Below are 24,402 nucleotides of genomic sequence, written 5' to 3'. Positions count from 1 at the left end.
TCTTCGCAACGTGCGTGCCCCTCCCGGCGGTCTTGTTGCGCAAACGCATTCACCGCCGCGCCGCCAATCAGCGCGCTCGCCTATAGCGCCCGACCTTTCGTAGTGACACCCGCGTGCTGCCGTTGAGTTCACTCAGTGGCCAAGTACTCGTTCGCCCATCGATTGCAGGCAACCGCAGAGTTGCCCTATCTGCCTGATAGAGGAAAGTCCCATGACACGGATCGCAACGCCCATCAGCGACATCAAGGAACATTACGACGTGATCGTCATCGGCTCGGGTTACGGCGGCGGGATCGCGGCGTCGCGCCTGTCCCGCGCCGGCAAGCGGGTCTGCCTGCTGGAACGGGGCCGGGAGATACAACCCGGCGAATACCCGAACACGATGCTGGCAGCCACCGAGGAATTGCAGGTGCACGACCCGGACGGCCACATCGGTTCGCGCACCGGGTTGTTCGATCTGCACGTCAACGCCCAGCAGAACGTGGTGGTCGGTTGCGGCCTGGGCGGTACGTCGCTGATCAACGCCAACGTCGCCCTCGAACCGGAGCCCGGTGTGTTCGACGATCCGCGCTGGCCATTGGCGGTGCGCGAACATCGCGACACCTTGCTCAAGGACGGTTACGCCCGGGCGCGGGAAATGCTCAAGCCCAATCCGTATCCCAGCACTTCACCGGTGTTGCCGAAACTCGAAGCCAACAAGAAGTCGGCGGACTACCTCAAGCAAGGCGCGCATTTTTACCGGCCGCCGATCAACGTGACCTTCGACAAACTGCCGAACAACCTCAACCATGTCGGTGTTGAACAACTGCCTTGCAACCATTGCGGCGACTGCGTCTCGGGCTGTAACAACAAGGCCAAGAACACCACGCTGATGAATTATCTGCCGGACGCCTGGAACCATGGCGCGGAGATTTTCTGCCAGGCGCAAGTGCGGCATCTGGAGCGCGACGGCGATGGCTGGATCGTGCACTTCCAGTACCTGGACAGCGGCCGCGAGAAGTTCTCGGCGCCGACGCTGTTCGTCAAAGCCGACATCGTCGTTGTGTCTGCCGGCACCCTCGGCTCCACCGAAATCCTCCTGCGCTCCCGGGACAAAGGCCTGTCGATGTCCGGCCAGCTCGGCGAGAACATGAGCGGCAACGGCGACATCCTCGGCTTCGGTCACAATTGCGCACAACCGATCAATGGCATCGGTTTCGGCGCGCATCCGGCGAAGGAATTGCAGCCGGTCGGCCCGTGCATCACCTCGGTCATCGACATGCGCACCGAAGGCGACTGGCGTAGCCGCATGGTCATCGAAGAAGGATCGATCCCCGGTGCCCTCGGTCGGCCGATGGTGCCGAGCATGGCCGGGTTCGCCGAGCTGATCGGTCAGCCCACCGACGACAGTTTTACCGGCAAGTTGAAGTACAAGGAACGCGAAGCCGAAAGCTTCCTCCGTGGCCCGTATTACGGCGCGCTGCACAACATGCAGACGTACCTGATCATGAGCCACGACGACGGCAAGGGCCGGATGGTGCTGGACAGCAAGGATCAGCTGCGCATCGATTGGCCGGGCGTTGGCGAGCAGGAAAACGTCAAGATCGGCAATGAACGGCTGCACCTGAGCACCAAGGCACTGGGCGGCATCTGGGTCGAGAACCCGATCTGGACCAAATTGCTCAAACACAGCATCGTCTCGGTACACCCCCTGGGCGGTTGCGTCATGGGCGAGGACGCGGGGCAGGGCGTGGTCAACCACAAGGGCCAGGTGTTCAGCGGCGCCAGCGGGACTGACGTGTATGCCGGTTTGTACGTGACCGACGGCGCGGTAATTCCGACGTCCCTGGCGGTCAATCCGTTGCTGACAATTTCCGCGGTGAGCGAGCGCAACATGGGCCTGCTGGCTGCCGATCGCGGCTGGCAGATCGACTACACGCTGCCTTCGGCCCCACGCAAACAAGTGGCGCCGCCAACGCTCGGCGTGCAATTCACCGAAACCATGAAAGGCTACTTTTCCCGGGCCTTCACCGCAGCCCAAAGTACTGACCTGAAGGTCTACGAAGCGGCGGCCAAACGCGGCGAGGCAGATAACTCGCCCATCGATTTCACCCTGACCATCACCGCCAACGACCTCAATCGCATGATCAAGGAGCCGGAGCACGCCGCGACGCTGGTCGGTACGGTCAACGCCCCGAGCCTGTCGCCGCAGCCGCTGACCGCCAGCAACGGCGTGTTCAACCTGTTCGAGCAGTATCAGCAGCAGGTCGGCGTGCGCCACATGAAGTACGACATGAAACTGACCGCCGAGGACGGCAGCGACTTTTACTGCAGCGCCTTCAAAACCGTGCCCGAGGACAACGGCGTGCTGAACATCTGGCACGACACCAGCACCCTCTACGTGACGCTGTATCGCGGGCCGGACAAGACCGGCGAGGTGATCGGCAGCGGGGTGATGCACATCCATCCGACCGACTTTGCCAAGCAAATGACCACCATGAAGGTGCTCAACGCCCGCAACGAACGCGAACGCATCGAAGGCCTGGCGCGGTTCGGCAAGTTCTTCGCCGGGATTCTCTGGGAGAGCTATGGCGGCGTGTTCGCCGGCGACATTTACTTCAATCCCGACGCACCGCCACGGCTCAAACGCCCCCTGGATGCGCCGTCGCCAGTGGTGCATTTCTTCCAGACCGAAGACAACGTCGAATTGCGCCTGACCCGTTATCAGGGCGGCAGCAAAGGGCCGGTGATGCTGGTTCATGGGTTGGGAGTAGGCTCGAATATTTTCTCCACCGACACCATCCAGACCAACCTGCTGGAGTTCTTGTGCAAGCACGAGTACGACGTCTGGCTCCTGGATTTGCGGGTGAGCATCCTGCTGCCGGCGAGCAAGAAGGAATGGAACGGCGACCAGATCGCCCAGTACGACTTCAAGGCGGCCATCGCGCAGATCCGCCAGGCAACCGAGGCGGCGGACGTGCAGTGCGTGGTGCATTGCTACGGCGCGACGACCTTCTTCATGTCGTTGCTGGCCGGGCTGCAGGGCGTGCGCTCGGTGGTCTGCTCGCAGATCGCGGCGGATACGGTGGTCGCCACGGCAACCGGGCTCAAGGCCGGTTTGCACCTGCCGGGCATGCTCGACGCCATCGGCATCAAATCCCTCACGGCGTATGCCGACAACAAGGAGAACTGGTTCAACAAGCTCTACGACAAGGCGCTCAACGGCTACGCCCGGATCGAGGCCCAAGGCTACTGCACCAACCCGGTGTGCCATCGCATCACCTTCATGTACGCGTCGTTGTATCGCCATGACACCCTCAACGAAACCCTGCACGACAACCTGCACGAATTGTTTGGCGAGTCGAACATGCACACCTTCGAGCACCTGGCGCTGATCGTGCGCAAAGGCCATCTGGTGGACTTCAAGGGTGACGACGTCTACATGCCGCACTTCGACCGGCTGAGCATGCCGATCTGCTTTATCAGCGGCGCGGACAACCAGTGCTACCTGCCGGAAAGCACGCTCAAGACTTATGACCGCGTGTGCAAGGTCCATGGGCCGGAGCGTTACAGCCGGCATGTGGTGCCGGGGTACGGTCATATCGATTGCATGTTCGGCAAGGACGCGGTGGTCGATGTGTACCCGATCATCCTGCAACACCTCGAGAAAACCGCCCTCGGCTAATACCGCCGGTGGCTGGAGATTTGTCGCACAACCTGTGGGAGCGAGCCTGCTCGCGAAAGCGGCGGCACAGTCAACATTGACGTTGCCTGATACAACGCTTTCGCGAGCAGGCTCGCTCCCACAGTGGACGGTGTTCAGGATTAGAAGGAAATGGATGATATGGACAGTTACATCCGCTGGTTCCAACGCTTCATCTGGCTAGGCATCGTGATGAACATGGTCTTCGCGATCCCGGCGCTTTTCGCTCCGGCGCTGCTGACCTCGATGCTCGGCATGCCACCGCAACTCTCCGATCCATGGCTTGAAAACGCCGGCATGCTGCTGGTGGGTATCAGCGTGTTCTACATGCCGTCGGGCTTCAATGCATCGCGGTTTGTGGTGCATTCCTGGTTATGTGTATTGTCGCGACTGATCGCCGTGGCGTTCTGGATCTACCTGATCAACACCAGCAGCCAGGCATCAGTGTTCGTGCCGATGCTGATGGGCGATCTGAGCATGTTCCTGATCCTCGGCATCCTGCTGTACCTGGGCAGCACGCCGGCCAATCGTCCGTTGGCGTTGCTCTGTGATGGCTGGCGGGAATGGCGTGCCGGCTGGGCGCTGCGCTGGCAGCGGCACAGTTTCAAGGTCGGCACGCTGATCGTGGTCCTGGTGCTGGGATTTATCGGTTACGAGACTTGGTACCAGATGCTGCGGGTGGTGCCAGCTGAGAAGTACGCCTCCGACGAAGACCACTACAAGTACGCCGCCATCGGCTTGGGTATTGAAGCGCGCATCCCGTATTACCTGTTCGCCGTGCTGCCGCAGATGTGTCCCGAGAAACTGCCCAGACCCGGCGGCTATGAAGTCTTCGGTTTCCTCTTTGAGAACGGCAAGGACCTGCCCATCGGCATGGCCAAGCGGCAGATCGGCTACCCGACCGTTGAGCCAAACTGCGCCCTGTGTCACACAGGTTCCTACCGGGCCAATGCCAGCGACGTTGCCACCCCGGTGGCGACCGCCCCGGCCAATACCCTGCAACTGCAAGCCTTTCAGTGGTTCGCCTACGATTGCGCCAGCGATCCGACATTCACCACCGACGCGGTGATGACTGCGATCAACGGCAAGTTCCAACTCGGTTTTTTCGAGCGCTTGTACAACCGCTACCTGATCATTCCGATGGCCAAGAGCGCGTTGCTCAAACAGAAACAGGCCTACGCCTGGCAGAAGCTGCGCCCGCAACAGGGACCGGGGCGCACCGACACCTTCAACCCGACGAAAATGGTGGTGTTCGGCTTTCCGGATGACTCGACCATCGGCACCGTCGACCTGCCGCAAGTGTGGAACCAGAAACCCCGGGAGTCGCTGTACTTGCACTGGGACGGCAACAACAACGATATCCATGAGCGCAACTACGCAGCGGCGATGGCCGTGGGTGCGACGCCGGAATCGGTGCTGCCGGAAAGCTTCAACCGCGTGACCAACTGGCTGCTCGGCACCAAGCCGCCCGCCTGGCCGTTCGCGCTGGACCAGGCCAAGGTCGCCCAGGGCAAACCGGTCTGGGATCAGAACTGCGCCGGTTGTCACGACTTCGGTCGCACCGACACCGGCCAGGTCACCACCCACATCGACGAACTGGGCACCGATCCCCATCGCCTGAACTCGTTCACCACGGGGTTGGTGGAGGCCTTCCACACCTTCAAGAAACCGCCATTCGACTTCAACGCCTATCGCAAGACCCAGAGCTACAGCAACACGCCGACCGATGGTGTCTGGCTGCGGGCGCCCTACCTGCATAACGGTTCGGTGCCCACGTTGTGGGATCTGCTGCAGACGCCGGAGCAGCGGCCGTCGGTGTTCTACACCGGCTCCGATGTGTACGACCAGGAAAAGGTCGGCTTCGTCACGAGCGGGGCGCAGGCCAAGGCCTCGGCGGACTTCAAATACGACACGCGCCTGGAGGGCAACCACAACAGCGGCCACCTGTACGGCACGCAACTGTCGGACATCGATAAACGGGCGCTCATCGAGTTCATGAAAACCCTGTGATCCCACTACGGATGGAGGAATGCCAACATGTCATTAGTTACTCATTGGGAACATGAATACGACAAGGTCAAAGTTCGCGTGCATGGGCTGTTCACGCGATTGGAAATGTCCTGGAAAAAGCTCATCAGCGAGCTTGAGCCCGAGGAGTTCCAGGCCATCGTCGCCCTGTTGCAGCGTGGCCACGATCAGGCGCAATACGTGCTCAAACATGGCGATCTGCCGGTCGATCAGCCGAGCGTGCCGTGGGAGTTGTCCCACGGTTTGTCGATCCTGCACATCGGCAACGCCACGCCTTTGCCGCAATCGGTCGACCAGTTGCAGACCCGGGTGCTCAAGGACGGCAGTCTGCTGGGCTGTCGCAAGTGGGAACTGCTGGATCTGTTGTGGAGCGAAGCGCTGCTCAAGTGGATCGAAAACCTGCGCCATCACGCGCCGTTCGCCACCAACCCGGCATTGATGAAGATGGACAGTGACGTGGTGCTGGCGATCGCCGGCGACTGGGGCACCGGTCCGTTCGACAGCCACGCCCCGGCGGTGGCGGTGGCCAACCAGATGCAACTGGCTCAGGCCGATTTCACTATTCACCTGGGGGATGTGTATTACGCCGGCACCCATTCCCAGGAAGACGTCGACATGGTCGGCTGGCCCATGGGCAAGCACGGCTCGTTCACCCTCAATTCCAATCACGAGATGTACAGCGGCGCCCACGGTTATTTCAAGGAACTGGCCAAGCGTTTTCCGGCGCAGCAAGGCACCAGTTATTTCGCGTTGTACAACGACGATTGGCTGGTGGTCGGGCTCGACACGGCCTATGCGTCAGACGCCATCAATCTGTACATGGACGGCACGCTGAACAAGGAGCAGATCGCCTGGATGAAAGAGCTGCCCCAGCGCAAGAAGATCATGGTGCTCAGCCACCATCAGGGGTTCGATATTTCCGGGCACAACAAGACGGCGTTGTATCAGCCGGTCTGTGATGCGTTGGGTCGGGAGCCTGATTACTGGTATTGGGGGCATTTGCACAATGGCATTTGCTATGCGGCCCAGGGTGGACTGCATGCGCGTTGCGCCGGGCATGGGGCGATTCCGTATGGCAATGCCAGCGAGCTGGACGGGCATACGCGAGTGTTGTGGTCGGAAACCGAGAATGCGCGGGATGAGGCGTACCCGGATCGGGTGTTGAATGGGTATGTGAAGGTGCGGTTGGTGGGGGAGCACATCGAAGAGACGTTTATCGGGGAGGATGGCAGCGTGCGGTGGTCTTCAAGTTGATCGGGTGAATGTGAGGCCGCCATCGCGAGCAGGCTCGCTCCCACATTCGATCTTCAGCGCACCAAAGATCCCCTGTGGGAGCGAGCCTGCTCGCGATGCTTTTGCTGTTAGCCCTGAACCGGAACGCCCTTGAGGTAAGGCGCAGGCTCGGCCCCGAGGTTGCTCAACAGACGCTCGCTGTACCAGTCCACAAAGTTCACCACACCAAACTCATAGGTCTTGGAGTAAGGCCCTGGCTGGTACGCCGTGGAGTTGATCCCGCGCTGGTTCTCTTCGGCCAGGCGACGGTCCTGGTCGTTGGTGGCGTCCCAGACCTGGCGCATGCGCTCCACGTCGTAGTCCACGCCTTCAACCGCGTCCTTGTGGACGATCCACTTGGTGGTGACCATGGTTTCCTGAGCGCTGATCGGCCACACGGTGAAGACGATGATGTGATCGCCCATGCAGTGGTTCCACGAGTGCGGCAGGTGCAGGATGCGCATCGAGCCCAGGTCCGGGTTCTTGATGCGGCCCATGAGTTTGGCGCAGCCCTGTTTGCCGTCCAGGGTCATCGACACGGTGCCCTTGAGCAGCGGCATGCGCACGATGCGGTTACGCAGGCCGAAACTGGCGTGGGCGTAAGGGATCTTCTCGGCTTCCCAGGCAGCGGCGGAGGCCGCGACGTGGTCCTTGAAGGCCTGGTCGGCACGCGGGTCGGTGACGTCGTCCCATTCCAGCAGGGTTTTCAGCAGTTCCGGGTGCGACGCGTTGCAGTGGTAGCACTCGCGGTTGTTTTCCAGCACCAGCTTCCAGTTGGCCTTTTCCATCAAGGTGGTGGTAATCGCCACCTTGGTGTTTTCCATGTCATACGGTTCCATGTAATGGTTCAGCGTCGACAGGAAGTCATCAATGGCTGGCGGGTTCTCCGACAGGCTGATGAAGATGTAGCCGCCGGCGGTCTTCACGTTCACCGGTTTGAGGCCGTACTGCTTCATGTCGAAGTCGGCGCCCATTTCGGTGCCGGCGAACAGCAGGCGACCGTCCAGTTCGTAAGTCCACTGGTGGTAATGGCAGACCAGTTTGGCAACCTTGCCCTTTTCACTGGTGCACAGACGCGAGCCGCGGTGACGACAGACGTTGTGGAACGCATGGATCACGCCTTCGGCGCCGCGAATCACGATGATCGGATTCTTGCCGACTTGCAGGGTCAGGTAGTTGCCCTTGGTCGGGATTTCGCAAGCCATGCCGGCGATCAACCACTCTTTCTGGAAGATTTCCTGCATGTCGATATCAAACAGCCGCTCGTCAGAGTAAAACGGCTGCGGCAGCGAGAAAGTGCGCTCGCGCTCTTGCAGCATCTGCGCGGTGGCCTTGCGTGCGGGTTCCAGCGGATCGCCCAGGCTGATTTTTGCGGTGACGTCCATCGATTTGATCCTCAAGGCCATTCTGTGTGGCCGGCGAAAGTGGCTATGTGGCCTGTGTAACGGGGTTGGGCGGGCAGGTCCGGCGCATGAAGTTCTGATCCTGCGTTGCCACTCCTCCCCATAGCGCGCTATGAGTCGTCGCGGCGCCTTGGCTCAGAATTTCATGCATCCGGACCTGCTCCACCCAACCCCGTTACACCGGCCACCGGTTTGCTACGCAAGGTGTAAAGCAAGGTGTAAAGATTGTGTCTTGGTATGGAGCGAGTGTGGGGCCGGCGCTGGGCAGAACCTTATCCATGGGCGACATGGCCCAATCTGTTCCCGACGCGCAACCCCCGGTAGTTGGGGGCTGGTCGCGATAAGTATGTGAATGTCGCAGATAGGTAAATGGGTGGCTCGCGCTATACGCAGAATCGCCAACATAAGGCCGACCATCGGCGGTGGAGAACAGCATGTCCAACAGCTTCCTGAATCCGGTAACCACCCAGACCTGGGCCAACGGTCGACACATCGTCCGTTGCGTCAAAGTCATCCAGGAAACCTGGGATGTGCGCACCTTCTGCTTTATGGCCGACCAGCCGATCCTGTTCTTCTTCAAACCGGGGCAGTTCGTCACCCTGGAGCTGGAAATCGAAGGCGTGCCGATCATGCGCTCCTACACCATTTCCAGCTCGCCATCGGTGCCGTACAGCTTTTCGGTGACGATCAAGCGCGTACCGGGCGGCAAAGTCTCGAACTGGTTGCACGACACGCTGCATGAAGGTCAGGAGCTGGCGGTGCACGGGCCGGTCGGGCTGTTCAACGCCATGGACTTCACCGCGCCGAAGGTGTTGTACCTCAGCGGCGGCGTCGGCATCACGCCGGTCATGTCGATGGCGCGCTGGTTCTACGACACCAACGGCAACGTCGACATGGTGTTTATCCACAGCGCCCGCTCGCCCAAAGACATCATTTATCACCGCGAGCTGGAACACATGGCGTCGCGGATCGATAACTTCAGCCTTCACCTGATCTGCGAGAAGCATGGTCTGGGTGAGCCGTGGGCGGGTTATCGCGGTTACCTGAACCACAAGATGCTCGAACTGATGGCCCCGGACTTCATGGAGCGCGAAGTGTTCTGCTGCGGCCCGACGCCGTACATGAACGCGGTCAAGCGCATGCTCGAGACCGCCGGTTTCGACATGTCGCGTTACCACGAGGAATCCTTCGGTGCCACGCCGCCGGAAGCCCGCGCCGATGCGGTGGAACAGGCCGAAATTGCTGCCGACGCGCCGGAAGTCGATCTGGCGGACCTGCATCAAGTCGAATTTATCTCCTCCGGCAAGAGCATTCGCGTGGCCCCGGGTGAAACCGTGCATGCGGCGGCGGCCAAGCTGGGCTTGCTGATTCCGAAGGCCTGCGGCATGGGCATTTGCGGCACGTGCAAAGTGCTGAAGCTGGGTGGCGAGGTCGAAATGGACCACAACGGCGGGATTACCGAGGAAGACGAAGCCGAAGGCTACATCCTGTCGTGCTGCAGCGTGCCGAAGGGCGACGTGCGCATCGAATTCTAAGCAACGCCAATCCCTTGTGGGAGCGAGCCTGCTCGCGAAGGCATACGGACATTCAACATCGTTGTTGACTGATCCGGCGCTTTCGCGAGCAGGCTCGCTCCCACAGGTTTTGTATCTTTTCTGAGCGGTTATTTTCTTCAGTCGACAAACAGGTCCGGCATCAGCGGGTCAGTGGTGTCGGGCGCGAACCGATACCGTTCAAAATCCGTCACCCAGTGCTCACTCAGAATCTCTTCATCAATCAGCAACCGCCCGGTAATGCTGCGACCGCTGCTGTCCAGAATTGCGTAAGCAGCATCGGCCATGATCGCCGGCGTTCGTGCGTGTTTGAAGGATTCCCTCGAGCCAAGCTGAAACTCGATGGCCGCCGTCGCAATCATCGTCTGCGGCCACAACGAATTGACGCTGATGCCATAACTGGCAAATTCCTCACTCATGCCCAGGGTCAGCATGCTCATGCCGTATTTGGTCACCGTGTAGGGGCTGTATTGGGCGAACCATTTCGTCGCCAGGTTTAACGGTGGCGACAGGTTAAGAATGTGACCCCTGGTTTTTTTCAGATAGGGCAGGGCAGCCTGGCTGCACAGCAACACGGCGCGGGTGTTGATCTGGTGCATCAGGTCGAAGCGCTTGAGCTCGATGTGTTGAACGCCGGTCAGCTTGATCGCCCCGGCATTGTTGATCAGCGCATCAATGGCGCCGAAATGTTCGTGGGCCTGGGCCAGCGCCTCGCGTACCGCGAGTTCATCGCGAACATCCACCTGCAAGGCCAGCGCCTTGCCGCCCGCGTCTTCAACTTCCTTGGCCACGCTGAAAATCGTGCCGGGCAGTTTGGGGTGGGGGTCGGCGCTTTTGGCGGCAATCACAATGTTGGCCCCATCCCGCGCAGCTCGCAGCGCGATCTCACGACCAATCCCACGGCTGGCACCGGTAATGAACAGGGTTTTGCCTTGTAAGGACATGCGTACGCTCCTGATTATTATTGTCTGAGCGGATAGAAGCGGCTCGCCAATCAATGTAGACCAAGAGTTTCAGGGTGAGTGATCAGGGGAGGGGGAAAGGGGTTTTGTGGCGAGGGAGCTTGCTCCCGCTGGGCTGCGAAGCGGCCCCGAATACTGAAAATGCGGTCTGTCAGGCAGACCGCATTGGCTGGTTCTACGACGGCTGCGCCGTCGAGCGGGAGCAAGCTCCCTCACCACAGGGGATCGGGTTGCTGCTTAGTGGGACATGACTTCGCGAATATCCGCCGCCAATTCACGTACGCGCTCTTCCTCGGTATCCCACGAGCACATGAAGCGTGCGCCGCCGTTGCCGATGAAGGTGTAGAAACGCCAGCCCTTGGCCGTCAGTGCAGCGATGGCCGGCTCCGACAGTTGCAGGAACACACCGTTGGCCTGTACCGGGAACATCAGTTCCACGCCGGGAATATCGCTGACCAGTTCTGCAAGAAGCTGCGCGCAATGGTTGGCGTGGCGGGCGTATTTGAGCCAAGCGTCGTTTTCCAGAATCCCGACCCACGGTGCCGACAGGAAACGCATTTTCGAGGCCAGTTGCCCCGCCTGTTTGCAGCGGTAGTCGAAGTCTTCGGCCAGTTTGTGGTTGAAGAACAGAATCGCTTCACCCACCGCCATGCCGTTTTTCGTGCCGCCGAAGCACAACACATCGACGCCGGCTTTCCAGGTCAGGTCGGCCGGGGAGCAGCCGAGGAATGCGCAGGCGTTGGAGAAGCGCGCGCCGTCCATGTGCAGGTTCAGGCCCAGCTCTTTGCAGGTGGCGCTGATGGCGCGGATTTCTTCCGGGGTGTAGACGCTGCCGACTTCGGTGGCCTGGGTCAGGGTCACGACGCGGGGTTTCGGGTAGTGGATGTCCTGGCGCTTGAGGGCGACTTCGCGGATCGATTCCGGGGTCAGCTTGCCGTTTTCGGTGCGGGCAATGAGCAACTTGGAACCGTTGGAGAAGAATTCCGGCGCGCCGCACTCGTCGGTTTCGACGTGGGCGGTTTCCGAGCAGATCACGCTGTGGTAACTCTGGCACAGCGACGACAGGGCCAGCGAGTTGGCCGCGGTGCCGTTGAAGGCGAAAAACACTTCGCAGTCGGTTTCGAACAGTTTGCGGAAATCATCGGACGCGCGTGCGGTCCATTCATCGTCGCCGTAAGCGCGTTGGTGGCCGTGGTTGGCCTGTTCCATGGCAGCCCAGGCTTCAGGGCAGATACCGGAATAGTTGTCGCTGGCGAATTGTTGGCTCTTATCGGTCATGGCCCTGCTTTCCGTGGTCGAGACGCTTATGGTGAAGCGCCTCGTGGTCAATGATGGTGCGCACTTTACCGAAGATCATCCGGCGAGCACACGGGATGCGTCTGACAGAACACTACAAAGACGACGGGCAATTATGCACATGACGCAAAGGGATGGGGCACTGGATCTGCTCAAGTGGCTGGCGCTATTGAGCATGGTGCTCGATCACCTGCGATATGTCGGTTACTCCGTCGATCTGCTGTATGTGCCGGGACGGCTGGCGTTTCCGTGGTTCTGCCTGGCGATGGCGGCCAACCTTGCGCGCACTGGTGCCACGACGACCGACGGCCAGTGGCGTTACCTGGGCTGGTTGCTGTTGTTCAGCGCCCTGAGCGAAATTCCCTACCGGATGTACATTCCCGATCCCGACACCTTGAACGTGTTGCCTACGCTGGCGCTGGGATTGCTGGTGGCCCGCGGCTGGCAGGATCAACGCCTGCAATCACGACTGCTCGCGGTGGTCGCGCTGGCGCTGGCGGCGCTGTTCCCGCAGTGGCTGATGTTTGGATTCTTCGGTGTGCTGCTGCCGCTGGCGACGTTGCTGGTGATCCGCCGGCCCTGGTATTTCAGCCTGTTGCCGGGGTTGGTGTGCCTGGCGGCGAATCAATGGGAGGTGCTGTTTTACTCCGCGCGGATCGGCAACCGAGCAGCCTTCCTCGGCATTGCCGCTTGTCTGATTGCGCCATTGCTCGGGTTGTTCCTGTTGCGACATACCCGGCATTTCCAGCCGCCGCCAATGCGGCGTTGGGCGTATGCCTTGTATCCGCTGCATTTTCTGCTGTTGCTCGCAATGCGCCAGGCAATCGCCTGACCCCTGTAGGAGTGAGCCTGCTCGCGATGAGGCCGTCACCGCCAGCATTGATGTTTCCTGACCCACCGCTATCGCGAGCAGGCTCACTCCTACAGGGGTTCCTTGGTGATTTGAGGAGTGTGTTCGGCATGCCATTTCCCGCCATGTCGTAAACGCACCTTTGCGTGGCGTCCGTAGGCATTTGGCCTGTCTGCGCCGGTCATACCATCGCATCAAAGGGCACTGTCGAAACACCGGTGCCTTACCGAGACGAATGGCGCATAGATGCCGCTGGGAGAGACGCGATGTTCAGCAAGCAAGACCAGATCCAGGGTTACGACGATGCACTGCTGGCGGCGATGAATGCCGAGGAGCAACGCCAGGAAGATCACATCGAGCTGATCGCGTCAGAGAACTACACCAGCAAACGCGTCATGGAAGCGCAAGGCAGCGGCCTGACCAACAAATACGCCGAAGGCTATCCGGGCAAGCGCTACTACGGTGGCTGCGAGCACGTCGATAAAGTTGAAGCGCTGGCCATCGAACGCGCCAAGCAACTGTTCGGTGCCGACTACGCCAACGTCCAGCCGCACTCCGGCTCTTCGGCCAACAGTGCTGTGTACCTGGCCCTGATCCAGCCGGGCGACACCATCCTCGGCATGAGCCTGGCCCACGGTGGTCACCTGACCCACGGCGCCAAAGTGTCGTCCTCGGGCAAGCTGTACAACGCCGTGCAGTACGGCATCGACACCAAAACCGGGCTGATCGATTACGACGAAGTCGAGCGCCTGGCGGTCGAATGCCAGCCGAAGATGATCGTTGCCGGCTTCTCGGCTTACTCCAAGACCCTCGACTTCCCACGTTTCCGTCAGATCGCCGACAAGGTCGGTGCGCTGCTGTTCGTCGACATGGCCCACGTGGCCGGTCTGGTCGCCGCTGGCCTGTATCCGAACCCGCTGCCGTACGCCGACGTGGTCACCACCACCACCCACAAGACCCTGCGCGGTCCGCGTGGCGGCCTGATCCTGTGCAAGTCCAACGAAGAAATCGAGAAAAAGCTCAACGCTGCGGTATTCCCCGGCGCACAGGGCGGCCCGCTGATGCACGTCATCGCCGGTAAAGCCGTGTGCTTCAAGGAAGCGCTGGAGCCTGGTTTCAAGGTTTACCAGCAACAAGTGATCGACAACGCCCAGGCCATGGCCGGCGTGTTTATCAAACGCGGCTACGATGTAGTGTCCGGCGGCACCGATAACCACCTGTTCCTGGTCAGCCTGATCCGTCAGGGCCTCACCGGCAAAGAGGCGGATGCAGCACTCGGTCGCGCCCACATCACCGTCAACAAGAACGCTGTCCCGAACGATCCACAGTCGCCGTTCGTGACCTCCGGCCTGCGCATCGGCACCCCGGCGGTGACCACGCGCGGCTTCAAGGTGACCCAGTGCGTGGAACTGGCCGGCTGGATCTGCGACATCCTCGACAACCTCGGCGACGCCGACGTGGAAGCGAATGTTGCCCAGCAAGTGTCGGCCCTGTGCGCGGACTTCCCGGTTTATCGCTGAGCGCGGTTTTGGAGTAAATGACTATGCAACGCTACTCGGGCTTCGGCCTCTTCAAACACTCCCTCAGCCATCACGAAAACTGGCAGAAAATGTGGCGCACGCCGACCCCTAAAAAGGTCTACGACGTGGTCATCGTCGGCGGTGGCGGGCATGGTCTCGCCACGGCTTACTACCTGGCCAAAGAGCACGGCATCACCAACGTGGCCGTGGTCGAGAAAGGCTGGCTGGGCGGCGGTAACACCGCGCGCAACACCACCATCGTTCGCTCCAACTACCTGTGGGACGAGTCGGCGCACCTGTACGAACACGCGATGAAACTGTGGGAAGGCCTGTCCCAGGATCTGAACTACAACGTCATGTTCTCCCAGCGCGGCGTTTACAACCTGTGCCACACCCTGCAAGACATCCGTGATTCCGAGCGTCGGGTCAGCGCCAACCGCCTCAACGGCGTCGACGGCGAACTGCTCGATGCCAAGCAAGTGGCCGACGAGATCCCGTACCTCGACTGCTCGAAGAACACCCGCTACCCGGTAATGGGCGCGACCGTCCAGCGTCGCGGCGGCGTGGCCCGTCACGATGCCGTGGCGTGGGGCTTTGCCCGTGCCGCCGACGCCTTGGGCGTGGACCTGATCCAGCAGACCGAAGTGATCGGCTTCCGCAAGGAAAACGGCGTGTGCATCGGCGTTGAAACCAACAAAGGCTTCATCGGCGCCAAGCGCGTCGGTGTGGTGACCGCCGGTAACTCCGGGCACATGGCCAAACTCGCCGGTTTCCGCCTGCCGATCGAATCCCACCCGCTGCAAGCGCTGGTGTCCGAGCCGATCAAACCGATTATCGACAGTGTGATCATGTCCAACGCCGTACACGGTTATATCAGCCAGTCCGACAAGGGCGACCTGGTGATCGGCGCCGGTATCGATGGCTACAACGGCTACGGCCAGCGTGGTTCGTACCCGGTGATCGAGCACACCATCCAGGCCATCGTCGAGATGTTCCCGGTGTTGTCCCGCGTGCGCATGAACCGGCAGTGGGGCGGCATCGTCGACACCACACCGGATGCGTGCCCGATCATTTCGAAAACCCCGGTCCCGAACATGTTCTTCAACTGCGGTTGGGGCACCGGCGGCTTCAAGGCCACACCTGGCTCGGGCAACGTGTTTGCCGCGAGTCTGGCCAAGGGTGAAATGCACCCATTGGCCGCACCTTTCTCCATCGACCGTTTCCACAACGGTGCGTTGATCGATGAACACGGCGCTGCTGCGGTTGCCCACTAACAGGAGAAATCCCCATGTTGCATATCTTCTGTCCTCACTGCGGCGAGTTGCGCTCCGAAGAGGAATTCCACGCATCCGGCCAGGCGCACATTCCGCGCCCACTGGATCCGAACACCTGCACCGACGAGGAGTGGGGCGACTACATGTTCTTCCGCGATAACCCTCGCGGTCTGCACCACGAGCTGTGGGATCACGTCGCCGGTTGCCGTCAGTATTTCAACGCGACCCGCGACACCGTGACCTACGAGATTCTCGAGACCTACAAGATCGGCGCCAAGCCGCAGTTCACCGACAAGACCGATAGCCCGAAAGCGGCCACGACGGCTCTGGGAGAGAAGGTATGAGCCAGATCAATCGCCTGTCCAACGGCGGACGGATCGACCGCAACAAAGTGCTGAGCTTCACCTTCAACGGTCAGGTCTACAAAGGCTTTGAAGGCGATTCGCTGGCCGCTGCCCTGCTGGCCAACGGTGTCGACATCATCGGTCGCAGCTTCAAGTATTCCCGTCCGCGCGGCATCTTCGCTGCCGGCGCTGAAGAGCCGAACGCCGTGCTGCAGATCGGCGCGACCGAAGCCACGCAGATCCCGAACGTACGTGCCACGCAACAAGCGCTGTATCAAGGTCTGGTCGCCACCAGCACCAACGGCTGGCCAAGCGTGAACAACGACATGATGGGGATTCTCGGCAAGGTCGGCGGCAAGCTGATGCCGCCGGGCTTCTACTACAAAACTTTCATGTACCCGCAATCGTTCTGGATGACTTACGAGAAGTACATCCGTAAGGCCGCCGGCCTTGGCCGCTCGCCGACCGAGAACGATCCGGACACCTACGACTACATGAACCAGCACTGCGACGTGCTGATCGTCGGCGGTGGCCCCGCAGGTCTGGCCGCTGCACTGGCGGCTGCGCGCAGCGGTGCTCGTGTCATCCTCGCCGATGAACAGGAAGAGTTCGGCGGCAGCCTGCTCGACTCCCGCGAAAGCCTCGACGGCAAGCCAGCGGCCGAGTGGGTCGCCAGCGTCATCGCCGAACTGAAAGACACCCCGGACGTGCTGCTGTTGCCGCGCGCCACGGTCAACGGTTACCACGACCATAACTTCCTGACCATTCACGAGCGCCTGACCGATCACCTCGGCGACCGCGCTCCGATTGGCCAGGTGCGCCAGCGCATCCATCGGGTTCGAGCTAAACGTGTGGTGCTGGCAACCGGCGCTCACGAGCGCCCACTGGTCTACGGCAACAACGACGTGCCGGGCAACATGCTCGCCGGCGCTGTCTCGACTTACGTTCGCCGTTACGGCGTGGCACCGGGCAAGAAACTGGTGCTGTCGACCAACAACGATCACGCCTACCGCGTTGCCCTGGATTGGCTCGATGCCAGCCTGCAAGTGGTGGCCATCGCCGACGCCCGCAGCAATCCGCGCGGTGCATTGGTTGAAGAAGCGCGCGCCAAAGGCATTCGCATCCTGACCGGCAGCGCCGTGATCGAGGCCCGTGGCAGCAAGCACGTGACCGCCGCTCGCGTTGCCGCGATCGATGTCAAAGCACACGCCGTGACCAGCCCTGGCGAGTGGCTTGATTGCGACCTGATCGCCAGTTCCGGTGGTTACAGCCCGGTGGTTCACTTGGCTTCTCACCTGGGTGGCAAACCGATCTGGCGTGAAGACATCCTCGGTTTCGTACCGGGCGAAGCACCGCAGAAACGCGTGTGCGTCGGTGGCATCAACGGCGTCTATGGCCTCGGCGATTCGTTGGCCGATGGTTTTGAAGGCGGCGCTCGCGCAGCCAGCGAAGCCGGTTTCAGTGTGGTCGAAGGCACGTTGCCGAAAGCCCTGAGCCGTCTCGAAGAGCCCACCCTGGCGCTGTTCCAGGTGCCGCACGAAAAAGGCACCTCACGCGGACCGAAGCAATTCGTCGACCTGCAAAACGACGTCACCGCCGCCGCCATCGAACTGGCGACCCGCGAAGGCTTCGAGTCGGTCGAGCACGTCAAACGCTACACCGCACTGGGCTTCGGCACTGACCAGGGCAAGCTCGGCAACGTCAACGGCCTGGCCATCGCCGCCCGTTCGCTGAACGTGACCATCCCGCAGATGGGCACCACCATGTTCCGCCCGAACTACACGCCGGTAACCTTCGGCGCCGTGGCCGGTCGTCACTGTGGGCACATCTTCGAACCGGTGCGTCACACCGCGCTGCATCACTGGCACGTGAAAAACGGCGCCGAGTTTGAAGACGTCGGTCAGTGGAAGCGTCCTTGGTACTTCCCGAAAAACGGTGAAGACATTCACGCTGCCGTTAAACGCGAATGCAAAGCCGTGCGCGACAGCGTCGGCCTGCTGGACGCTTCGACCCTGGGCAAGATCGACATCCAGGGCCCGGACACCCGCGAGTTCCTGAACCGCATCTACACCAACGCCTGGACCAAGCTCGACGTGGGCAAGGCCCGTTACGGCCTGATGTGCAAAGAAGACGGCATGGTGTTTGACGACGGCGTGACTGCATGCCTGGCCGATAACCACTTCGTGATGACCACCACCACCGGTGGCGCTGCACGCGTGCTGCAATGGCTGGAAATCTACCACCAGACCGAATGGCCAGACCTGAAGGTGTACTTCACGTCCGTGACGGATCATTGGGCAACCATGACCCTGTCCGGGCCGAACAGCCGCAAGCTGCTCAGCGAAGTGACCGACGCCGACCTGAGCAACGAAGCCTTCCCGTTCATGACCTGGAAAGAAGCGTTGGTCGGCGGTGTGCCGGCGCGGATTTTCCGGATTTCGTTTACCGGTGAGCTGTCGTACGAAGTCAACGTGCAAGCCGACTATGCGATGGGCGTGCTCGAGAAAATCGTCGAGGCTGGCAAGCAGTACAACCTGACCCCGTATGGCACCGAAACCATGCACATCCTGCGGGCCGAGAAGGGCTTCATCATCGTCGGTCAGGACACCGACGGCTCGATGACCCCGGACGACCTGAACATGGGCTGGTGTGTCGGTCGCACCAAACCGTTCTCGTGGATTGGCCAGCGTGGCATGAACCGCGAAGACTGCGTGCGTGATCAACGCAAACAGTTGGTGGGCCTGAAACCGATCGACCCGACCAAATGGCTGCCGGAAGGTGCGCAACTGGTGTTCAACACCAAGCAGACGATCCCGATGACGATGGTCGGTCACGTCACTTCCAGCTACCTGCACAACTCCCTGGGCTATTCGTTTGCCATGGGCGTGGTGAAGGGCGGTTTGAAGCGCATCGGTGAGCGCGTGTTCGCACCGCTGGCCGATGGCAGCGTGATCGAGGCGGAAATCGTTTCTTCGGTGTTCTTCGATCCAAAGGGTGATCGCCAGAACATCTAATGGCTTCGGGTCCTGTGGGGTGCCTGCTACCGCCTTCGCGAGCAGGCTCGCTCCCACAGGAGATCGCGGTCAAATGTGGGAGCTAGCCCGCTGGCGATGACGGCAGTGCAGCCACCACAGGAACCAACAGAATTCAGGAAAGGTGCTTTATGACCGCAGCCAATGTGTACCAACAACGCCCAACCACCGGGGCCAAGGCCGAGTCGTCGCTGCATCATGCCGACCTCGCCAGCCTGGTGGGCAAGGGCCGTAAAAGCGCCGGCGTGATCGTGCGTGAGAAAAAACTCCTCGGCCACCTGACCATTCGTGGTGATGGCCACGATGCGGCGTTCGCCGCTGGCGTGCACAAGGCCCTCGGGATCGAACTGCCGGCCGCGCTGACCGTCGTCGTCAAAGGCGAAACCAGCCTGCAATGGATGGGGCCGGATGAATGGCTGCTGATCGTGCCGACCGGCGAAGAATTCGCGGCCGAGCAAAAACTGCGTGAAGCGCTGGGCGACCTGCACATCGCGATCACCAACGTCAGCGGTGGCCAGCAGATCCTCGAACTGAGCGGCCCGAACGTGCGCCAGGTGCTGATGAAATCCACCAGCTACGACGTGCACCCCAACAGCTTCCCGGTGGGCAAGGCCGTCGGCACCGTGTTTGCCAAGTCGCAACTGGTGATCCGCCACACCGCCGAAGACACCTGGGAACTGCTGATCCGTCGCAGCTTCTCGGATTACTGGTGGTTGTGGTTGCAGGATGCAGCGGCGGAATACGGCCTGAGCGTTCAGGCCTGATCAGGAGGCGATCACCTGTGGGAGCGAGCCTGCTCGCGAAGGCGGTATCTCAGCGACATTGATGTCGACTGACACGCCCTCTTCGCGAGCAGGCTCGCTCCCACAGGAGAATGTTTTGTTCCCCGAACTCTCAGGAGTCACCACACTATGAGCCGCGCCCCAGACACATGGATTCTGACCGCCGACTGCCCAAGCGTCCTCGGCACCGTGGACGCGGTGACCCGCTTTCTGTTCGAGCAGGGCTGCTACGTCACCGAGCACCATTCCTTCGATGATCGGCTCTCGGGCCGTTTCTTCATTCGCGTGGAATTCCGCCAGCCCGATGGCTTCGACGAGCAAGCCTTCCGCGCCGGACTGGAAGAGCGTGGCAAAGCCTTCGGGATGGTCTTCGAGCTGACACCACCGAACTACCGGCCAAAAGTGGTGATCATGGTCTCCAAGGCCGATCACTGCCTCAACGATTTGCTCTACCGCCAACGCATTGGCCAATTGTCGATGGACGTGGCCGCCGTGGTGTCCAACCACCCGGACCTCAAACCGTTGGCCGACTGGCATCAGATTCCGTATTACCACTTCCCGCTGGACCCGAACGACAAGCCGTCGCAAGAGCGTCAGGTGTGGCAGGTGATCGAAGAGTCCGGCGCTGAACTGGTGATCCTTGCCCGCTATATGCAAGTCCTGTCGCCCGAGCTGTGCCGCAAACTCGACGGCAAGGCGATCAACATCCATCACTCCCTGCTGCCGGGTTTCAAGGGCGCCAAGCCTTATCACCAGGCCTACAACAAGGGCGTGAAACTGGTCGGCGCCACGGCGCACTACATCAACAACGACCTGGACGAAGGGCCGATCATCGCCCAGGGCGTAGAGGCGGTGGACCACAGTCACTACCCGGAAGACTTGATCGCCAAAGGTCGGGATATCGAAGGGCTGACCCTGGCGCGGGCCGTCGGGTATCACATTGAACGACGAGTGTTTCTCAACGCCAATCGCACGGTCGTTCTCTAGTTCGCTTTCGCGAGCAGGCTCGCTCCCACCGGTTTTGTGTTGGTCACAGACGTGTGTACACCCCCGATCAAATGTGGGAGCGAGCCTGCTCGCGAAGAGGCCCTATCAGGCAACACAAGACACATAGGCAACAACCAGAGCAATCAACGCGCCGCCGCTTCATGGCGACGCGACCGCTACATAAAAACAACAGCGAGGTGAAAGCATGTCTGGCAATCGTGGTGTGGTGTATCTCGGCAATGGCAAGGTCGAGGTGCAAAAAATCGACTATCCGAAAATGCAGGACCCGCGCGGCAGGAAGATTAACCACGCCGTCATCCTGCGTGTGGTTTCCACCAACATCTGTGGTTCCGACCAGCACATGGTGCGCGGCCGTACCACTGCTCAGACCGGCCTGGTGCTGGGCCACGAAATCACTGGCGAAGTGATCGAGAAGGGCAGCGACGTCGAAAACCTGCAGATCGGCGATTTGGTCTCCGTACCGTTCAACGTGGCTTGCGGGCGCTGCCGTTCCTGCAAGGAAATGCATACCGGTGTTTGCCTGAGCGTTAACCCGGCGCGTCCGGGCGGTGCTTACGGTTATGTCGACATGGGCGACTGGACCGGCGGCCAGGCTGAGTACGCGATGGTGCCGTATGCCGACTTCAACCTGTTGAAACTGCCTGATCGTGATCGCGCGATGGAAAAAATCCGCGACCTGACCTGCCTCTCCGACATCCTGCCGACCGGTTACCACGGCGCAGTCACCGCTGGCGTTGGCCCAGGCAGCACCGTGTACATCGCTGGCGCCGGCCCTGTCGGTCTGGCCGCTGCCGCGTCCGCCCGCCTGCTGGGCGCGGCGGTGGTGATTGTTGGTGACGTCAACACCGTCCGCCTGGCACACGCCAAGGCCCAGGGTTTCGAAATCGCCGACCTGTCCCTGGACACCCCGCTGCACGAACAAATCGCTGCACTGCTGGGCGAACCAGAAGTGGATTGCGCCGTCGACGCCGTAGGCTTCGAAGCGCGCGGCCACGGCCATGACGGCGTGAAACACGAGGCCCCGGCCACCGTGCTCAACTCGCTGATGGGCGTGGTACGGGTTGCCGGCAAAATCGGTATCCCGGGCCTGTACGTGACCGAAGATCCAGGTGCCGTCGATGCTGCCGCAAAAATGGGCAGCCTCAGCATCCGCTTCGGCCTGGGCTGGGCCAAATCCCACAGCTTCCACACCGGCCAGACGCCCGTGATGAAGTACAACCGCCAGCTGATGCAGGCGATCATGTGGGACCGCATTCACATTGCCGACATCGTTGGCGTGGAAGTCATCAGCCTTGATGACGCGCCACGCGGTTATGGCGAGTTCGATGCGGGCGTGCCGAAGAAGTTTGTGATTGATCCGCATAAGTTGTTCAGTGCGGCGTAAGCGTTACGCAAGACGGGAGAAGGGCGACAGTGATGTCGCCCTTTTTTATGGCTGTCCGGTGACACCTAATTGCTCAAAGAGAATGAGCAGTCATTGTTGGGTTTAGAATAACAGCGATTCGATTCGTCCCAATTCGCAGGCGCCCCGGCTTTCCAGTTGACTACATTGTCTAGAAACAAGGCCAGATTTTGGTAGCGGCAACTCAACTGACTGACTTTCACTGGCCCGTTTTCGGTTTCGTCTTCAGTGATATACGCCGCATCTTCAAAAACCAGAGTCTTAACATCGACCGGTTGTCCCGGATCTTCTCCTTTCCAGATATGGCCGGATTTGTCCTTGGCTTCAAAGCCACTCTTTGTTTTGTAAATAGATGAGGGTTCAGGGCAAGTATCTGCGTAGGTATAGTTACTCACGGTCAGGATTGCTAAAACGCTGGCAATAATCTTTGTCTGCATGGTGTCTAACCTCCGTTTGTTTGTCCGTAATAAACACTCGCGTTGATACCTATTGCCAGCTAATTGCCGTAAGTGAAGAAAAACAATAGCTTCAGTTGGTATGTACGCAAAAGAGAAGCTGGACTTACGGTCAAAACTAAATAGATTTAATGAGGCTTTTTGTCGCTTACCACTATGATGTTCTTTGCGTACCACTGTCCGTTATCGCCTTGGACTAGGTCATACGTCACCTTATCGCCGACCTTTGGATGACGGTCGCCCGGGTTGATGCAAAAGATAATTGGTTGAGTCTCCAGTTCTATATGTTCCAAACTTTTCGATGGCGACGAAGTAGGTTCGTTAATGACTGTAGTATCGAACTTTTCTGTTTTTCGCCTCATCGCCGTGTCTCCGATAAGAATGGCCTGCCCTAACCACTAGGTGGAAGCAGGCCTGGTCGAGTCTTCAACGACTTTGGTCATTGTTTGTTTATTCGGTGCGAACCTGCGCAGCCTGTTGACCTTTTTGCCCTTTTTCTGAAACGTAAGATACTGCTTGTCCCTCTTTCAAACTTTTAAAGCCGTCTGATTCAATTGCTTTGAAGTGTACGAAAAGTTCCGCTCCTCCACTATCTGGAGTGATAAATCCAAAGCCCTTTTCATCGTTAAACCATTTAACTATACCTGTTTCTCTGCCAGTCATATTAATGCTTCCTACCAGATCGAAAACGAAGAGGTGCGAGCTGCTATTTAATAACTCACTCCCGATTGCTGTTGTTACAAACTCAGCTTAGTTTGTGCTGCGAAACGGTCGCAACTGTCAGATATGACAGATTTTTATATCGGTTTGATGTAGTCAGGTTGTTTCTTATAGCAGTCAATTAACTGGTCTATCTCATGCTATGCACTTCCAAAGGCAAAAAATGCCTGCGCCAGCAAGGAACAACACCCCCCAAACCCCGGTCAAATCGGCAGTTTTCCCGCCCACACACGGGTGGCTCTCACGGCGCAAGAGGATGTCTGGATGAAGATTTCACGCGGTTTAGCACTGGCTTCGCTGATGACCCTCGCGGCCAGCCCGGTCTTCGCCGGTTTCAGCCTGGACGATGTGACCAAAGCGGCTTCGAGCATGCAGGGGGGTAATGCTGCCGCAGCGGCTGCGCCAACGTCAGAAACGGCCGGATTGTTGAGCGCGCTCAGCGAATTGAACGTGACACCTCAACAGGCCGTCGGCGGGACTGGGGCGATGCTGGGGCTGGCGAAGAATCAGTTGAGCTCGACCGATTACTCGGAACTGGCCAAAAGCGTTCCGGGTATCGACAAGTTGTCCGGCGGCGGTGAGCTGGGTGCGCTGGCCGGCCTGCTTGGGTCTTCCGGCAAGGCGGCCGGTCTGGACAATGCCTTGGGTGCCGTGAAGAACACCAACGATCTGAACAACGCTTTCAGCGCGTTGGGCATGGACAGCGGCATGATCGGCCAGTTTGCCCCGGTGCTGTTGCAATACCTCGGTCAGCAGGGCGTTGGTGGCTCGTTGCTGGAAAGCCTGGGCGGGATCTGGGGCGCCGGCACCGGCAGTTGA

18 protein-coding genes are annotated in these 24,402 nt (G+C 60.1%); 13 read left to right on the top strand and 5 right to left on the bottom strand.

Features of this window, described 5'->3' with window-relative positions:
• Positions 1 to 211: 211 nt before the first annotated feature.
• The 3 genes from JIO00_RS27215 to JIO00_RS27205 all read left to right on the top strand — a co-directional run bounded on the left by JIO00_RS27215 (position 212) and on the right by JIO00_RS27205 (position 6,964).
• Complete coding sequence (locus JIO00_RS27215; protein ID WP_200667213.1) at positions 212 to 3,664, top strand: GMC family oxidoreductase N-terminal domain-containing protein; 3,453 nt, start codon at positions 212 to 214, stop codon at positions 3,662 to 3,664.
• Between the two features lie 159 nt (positions 3,665 to 3,823).
• Complete coding sequence (locus JIO00_RS27210; protein ID WP_169857235.1) at positions 3,824 to 5,692, top strand: hypothetical protein; 1,869 nt, start codon at positions 3,824 to 3,826, stop codon at positions 5,690 to 5,692.
• 27 nt (positions 5,693 to 5,719) lie between these two features.
• On the top strand, positions 5,720 to 6,964 hold the full coding sequence (locus JIO00_RS27205; RefSeq protein ID WP_077747271.1) for a metallophosphoesterase family protein: 1,245 nt from the start codon (positions 5,720 to 5,722) through the stop codon (positions 6,962 to 6,964).
• 107 nt (positions 6,965 to 7,071) lie between these two features.
• On the opposite strand, the gene gbcA is transcribed toward JIO00_RS27205, so the two are convergent.
• Entirely contained in the window at positions 7,072 to 8,367 is a 1,296-nt protein-coding gene (gene gbcA / locus JIO00_RS27200; protein ID WP_010467026.1) for a glycine-betaine demethylase subunit GbcA, read from the bottom strand.
• Between the two features lie 452 nt (positions 8,368 to 8,819).
• Here gbcA and gbcB point away from each other — a divergent pair, with 452 nt between their 5' ends.
• Entirely contained in the window at positions 8,820 to 9,920 is a 1,101-nt protein-coding gene (gbcB, locus tag JIO00_RS27195) for a glycine-betaine demethylase subunit GbcB (RefSeq protein ID WP_010467027.1), read from the top strand.
• Between the two features lie 137 nt (positions 9,921 to 10,057).
• On the opposite strand, the gene JIO00_RS27190 is transcribed toward gbcB, so the two are convergent.
• Together JIO00_RS27190 and JIO00_RS27185 are read right to left on the bottom strand one after the other, a co-directional pair.
• On the bottom strand, positions 10,058 to 10,882 hold the full coding sequence (locus JIO00_RS27190) for an SDR family oxidoreductase (protein WP_200667211.1): 825 nt from the start codon (positions 10,880 to 10,882) through the stop codon (positions 10,058 to 10,060).
• Between the two features lie 255 nt (positions 10,883 to 11,137).
• A complete protein-coding gene (locus JIO00_RS27185) occupies positions 11,138 to 12,178 on the bottom strand; it encodes a threonine aldolase family protein (protein ID WP_010467030.1) in 1,041 nt (346 codons plus the stop codon).
• A gap of 133 nt (positions 12,179 to 12,311) precedes the next feature.
• On the opposite strand from JIO00_RS27185, the gene JIO00_RS27180 reads away from it, so the two are divergent.
• The 8 genes from JIO00_RS27180 to fdhA all read left to right on the top strand — a co-directional run bounded on the left by JIO00_RS27180 (position 12,312) and on the right by fdhA (position 22,390).
• Positions 12,312 to 13,028 carry a TraX family protein gene (locus JIO00_RS27180; RefSeq protein ID WP_083375608.1) on the top strand — a complete coding sequence of 239 codons (717 nt, stop codon included), beginning with the start codon at positions 12,312 to 12,314 and terminating at the stop codon, positions 13,026 to 13,028.
• Positions 13,029 to 13,312: 284 nt separating this feature from the next.
• Complete coding sequence (gene glyA, locus JIO00_RS27175) at positions 13,313 to 14,566, top strand: serine hydroxymethyltransferase (RefSeq protein WP_145306798.1); 1,254 nt, start codon at positions 13,313 to 13,315, stop codon at positions 14,564 to 14,566.
• A 23-nt stretch (positions 14,567 to 14,589) separates the two neighbouring features.
• A complete protein-coding gene (locus JIO00_RS27170) occupies positions 14,590 to 15,840 on the top strand; it encodes a sarcosine oxidase subunit beta (RefSeq protein ID WP_007947735.1) in 1,251 nt (416 codons plus the stop codon).
• A gap of 14 nt (positions 15,841 to 15,854) precedes the next feature.
• Positions 15,855 to 16,184, top strand: coding sequence for a sarcosine oxidase subunit delta (locus JIO00_RS27165; RefSeq protein ID WP_010467039.1), 330 nt, complete (start codon positions 15,855 to 15,857; stop codon positions 16,182 to 16,184).
• Positions 16,181 to 19,198, top strand: a complete 3,018-nt coding sequence (locus JIO00_RS27160) for a sarcosine oxidase subunit alpha (protein WP_077747275.1) — start codon at positions 16,181 to 16,183, stop codon at positions 19,196 to 19,198. The genes JIO00_RS27165 and JIO00_RS27160 overlap by 4 nt, the downstream gene beginning before the upstream one ends.
• A gap of 149 nt (positions 19,199 to 19,347) precedes the next feature.
• A complete protein-coding gene (locus JIO00_RS27155; protein ID WP_010467044.1) occupies positions 19,348 to 19,980 on the top strand; it encodes a sarcosine oxidase subunit gamma in 633 nt (210 codons plus the stop codon).
• A 147-nt stretch (positions 19,981 to 20,127) separates the two neighbouring features.
• On the top strand, positions 20,128 to 20,985 hold the full coding sequence (gene purU, locus JIO00_RS27150; protein ID WP_010467046.1) for a formyltetrahydrofolate deformylase: 858 nt from the start codon (positions 20,128 to 20,130) through the stop codon (positions 20,983 to 20,985).
• Positions 20,986 to 21,190: 205 nt separating this feature from the next.
• The gene (gene fdhA / locus JIO00_RS27145; RefSeq protein WP_077747277.1) at positions 21,191 to 22,390 is read left to right on the top strand and encodes a formaldehyde dehydrogenase, glutathione-independent; all 1,200 of its coding nucleotides are present in this window, start codon (positions 21,191 to 21,193) and stop codon (positions 22,388 to 22,390) included.
• A 65-nt stretch (positions 22,391 to 22,455) separates the two neighbouring features.
• On the opposite strand, the gene JIO00_RS27140 is transcribed toward fdhA, so the two are convergent.
• Complete coding sequence (locus tag JIO00_RS27140; protein ID WP_200667209.1) at positions 22,456 to 22,845, bottom strand: DUF3757 domain-containing protein; 390 nt, start codon at positions 22,843 to 22,845, stop codon at positions 22,456 to 22,458.
• A gap of 468 nt (positions 22,846 to 23,313) precedes the next feature.
• Entirely contained in the window at positions 23,314 to 23,526 is a 213-nt protein-coding gene (locus tag JIO00_RS27135; RefSeq protein WP_200667207.1) for a cold-shock protein, read from the bottom strand.
• A gap of 321 nt (positions 23,527 to 23,847) precedes the next feature.
• On the opposite strand from JIO00_RS27135, the gene JIO00_RS27130 reads away from it, so the two are divergent.
• The gene (locus tag JIO00_RS27130) at positions 23,848 to 24,402 is read left to right on the top strand and encodes a DUF2780 domain-containing protein (protein WP_077747279.1); all 555 of its coding nucleotides are present in this window, start codon (positions 23,848 to 23,850) and stop codon (positions 24,400 to 24,402) included.

The organism is Pseudomonas sp. SW-3 (assembly GCF_016615645.1).
GTDB lineage: Bacteria > Pseudomonadota > Gammaproteobacteria > Pseudomonadales > Pseudomonadaceae > Aquipseudomonas > Aquipseudomonas mandelii.
This window is presented reverse-complemented; position numbering and strand designations above follow the sequence as displayed.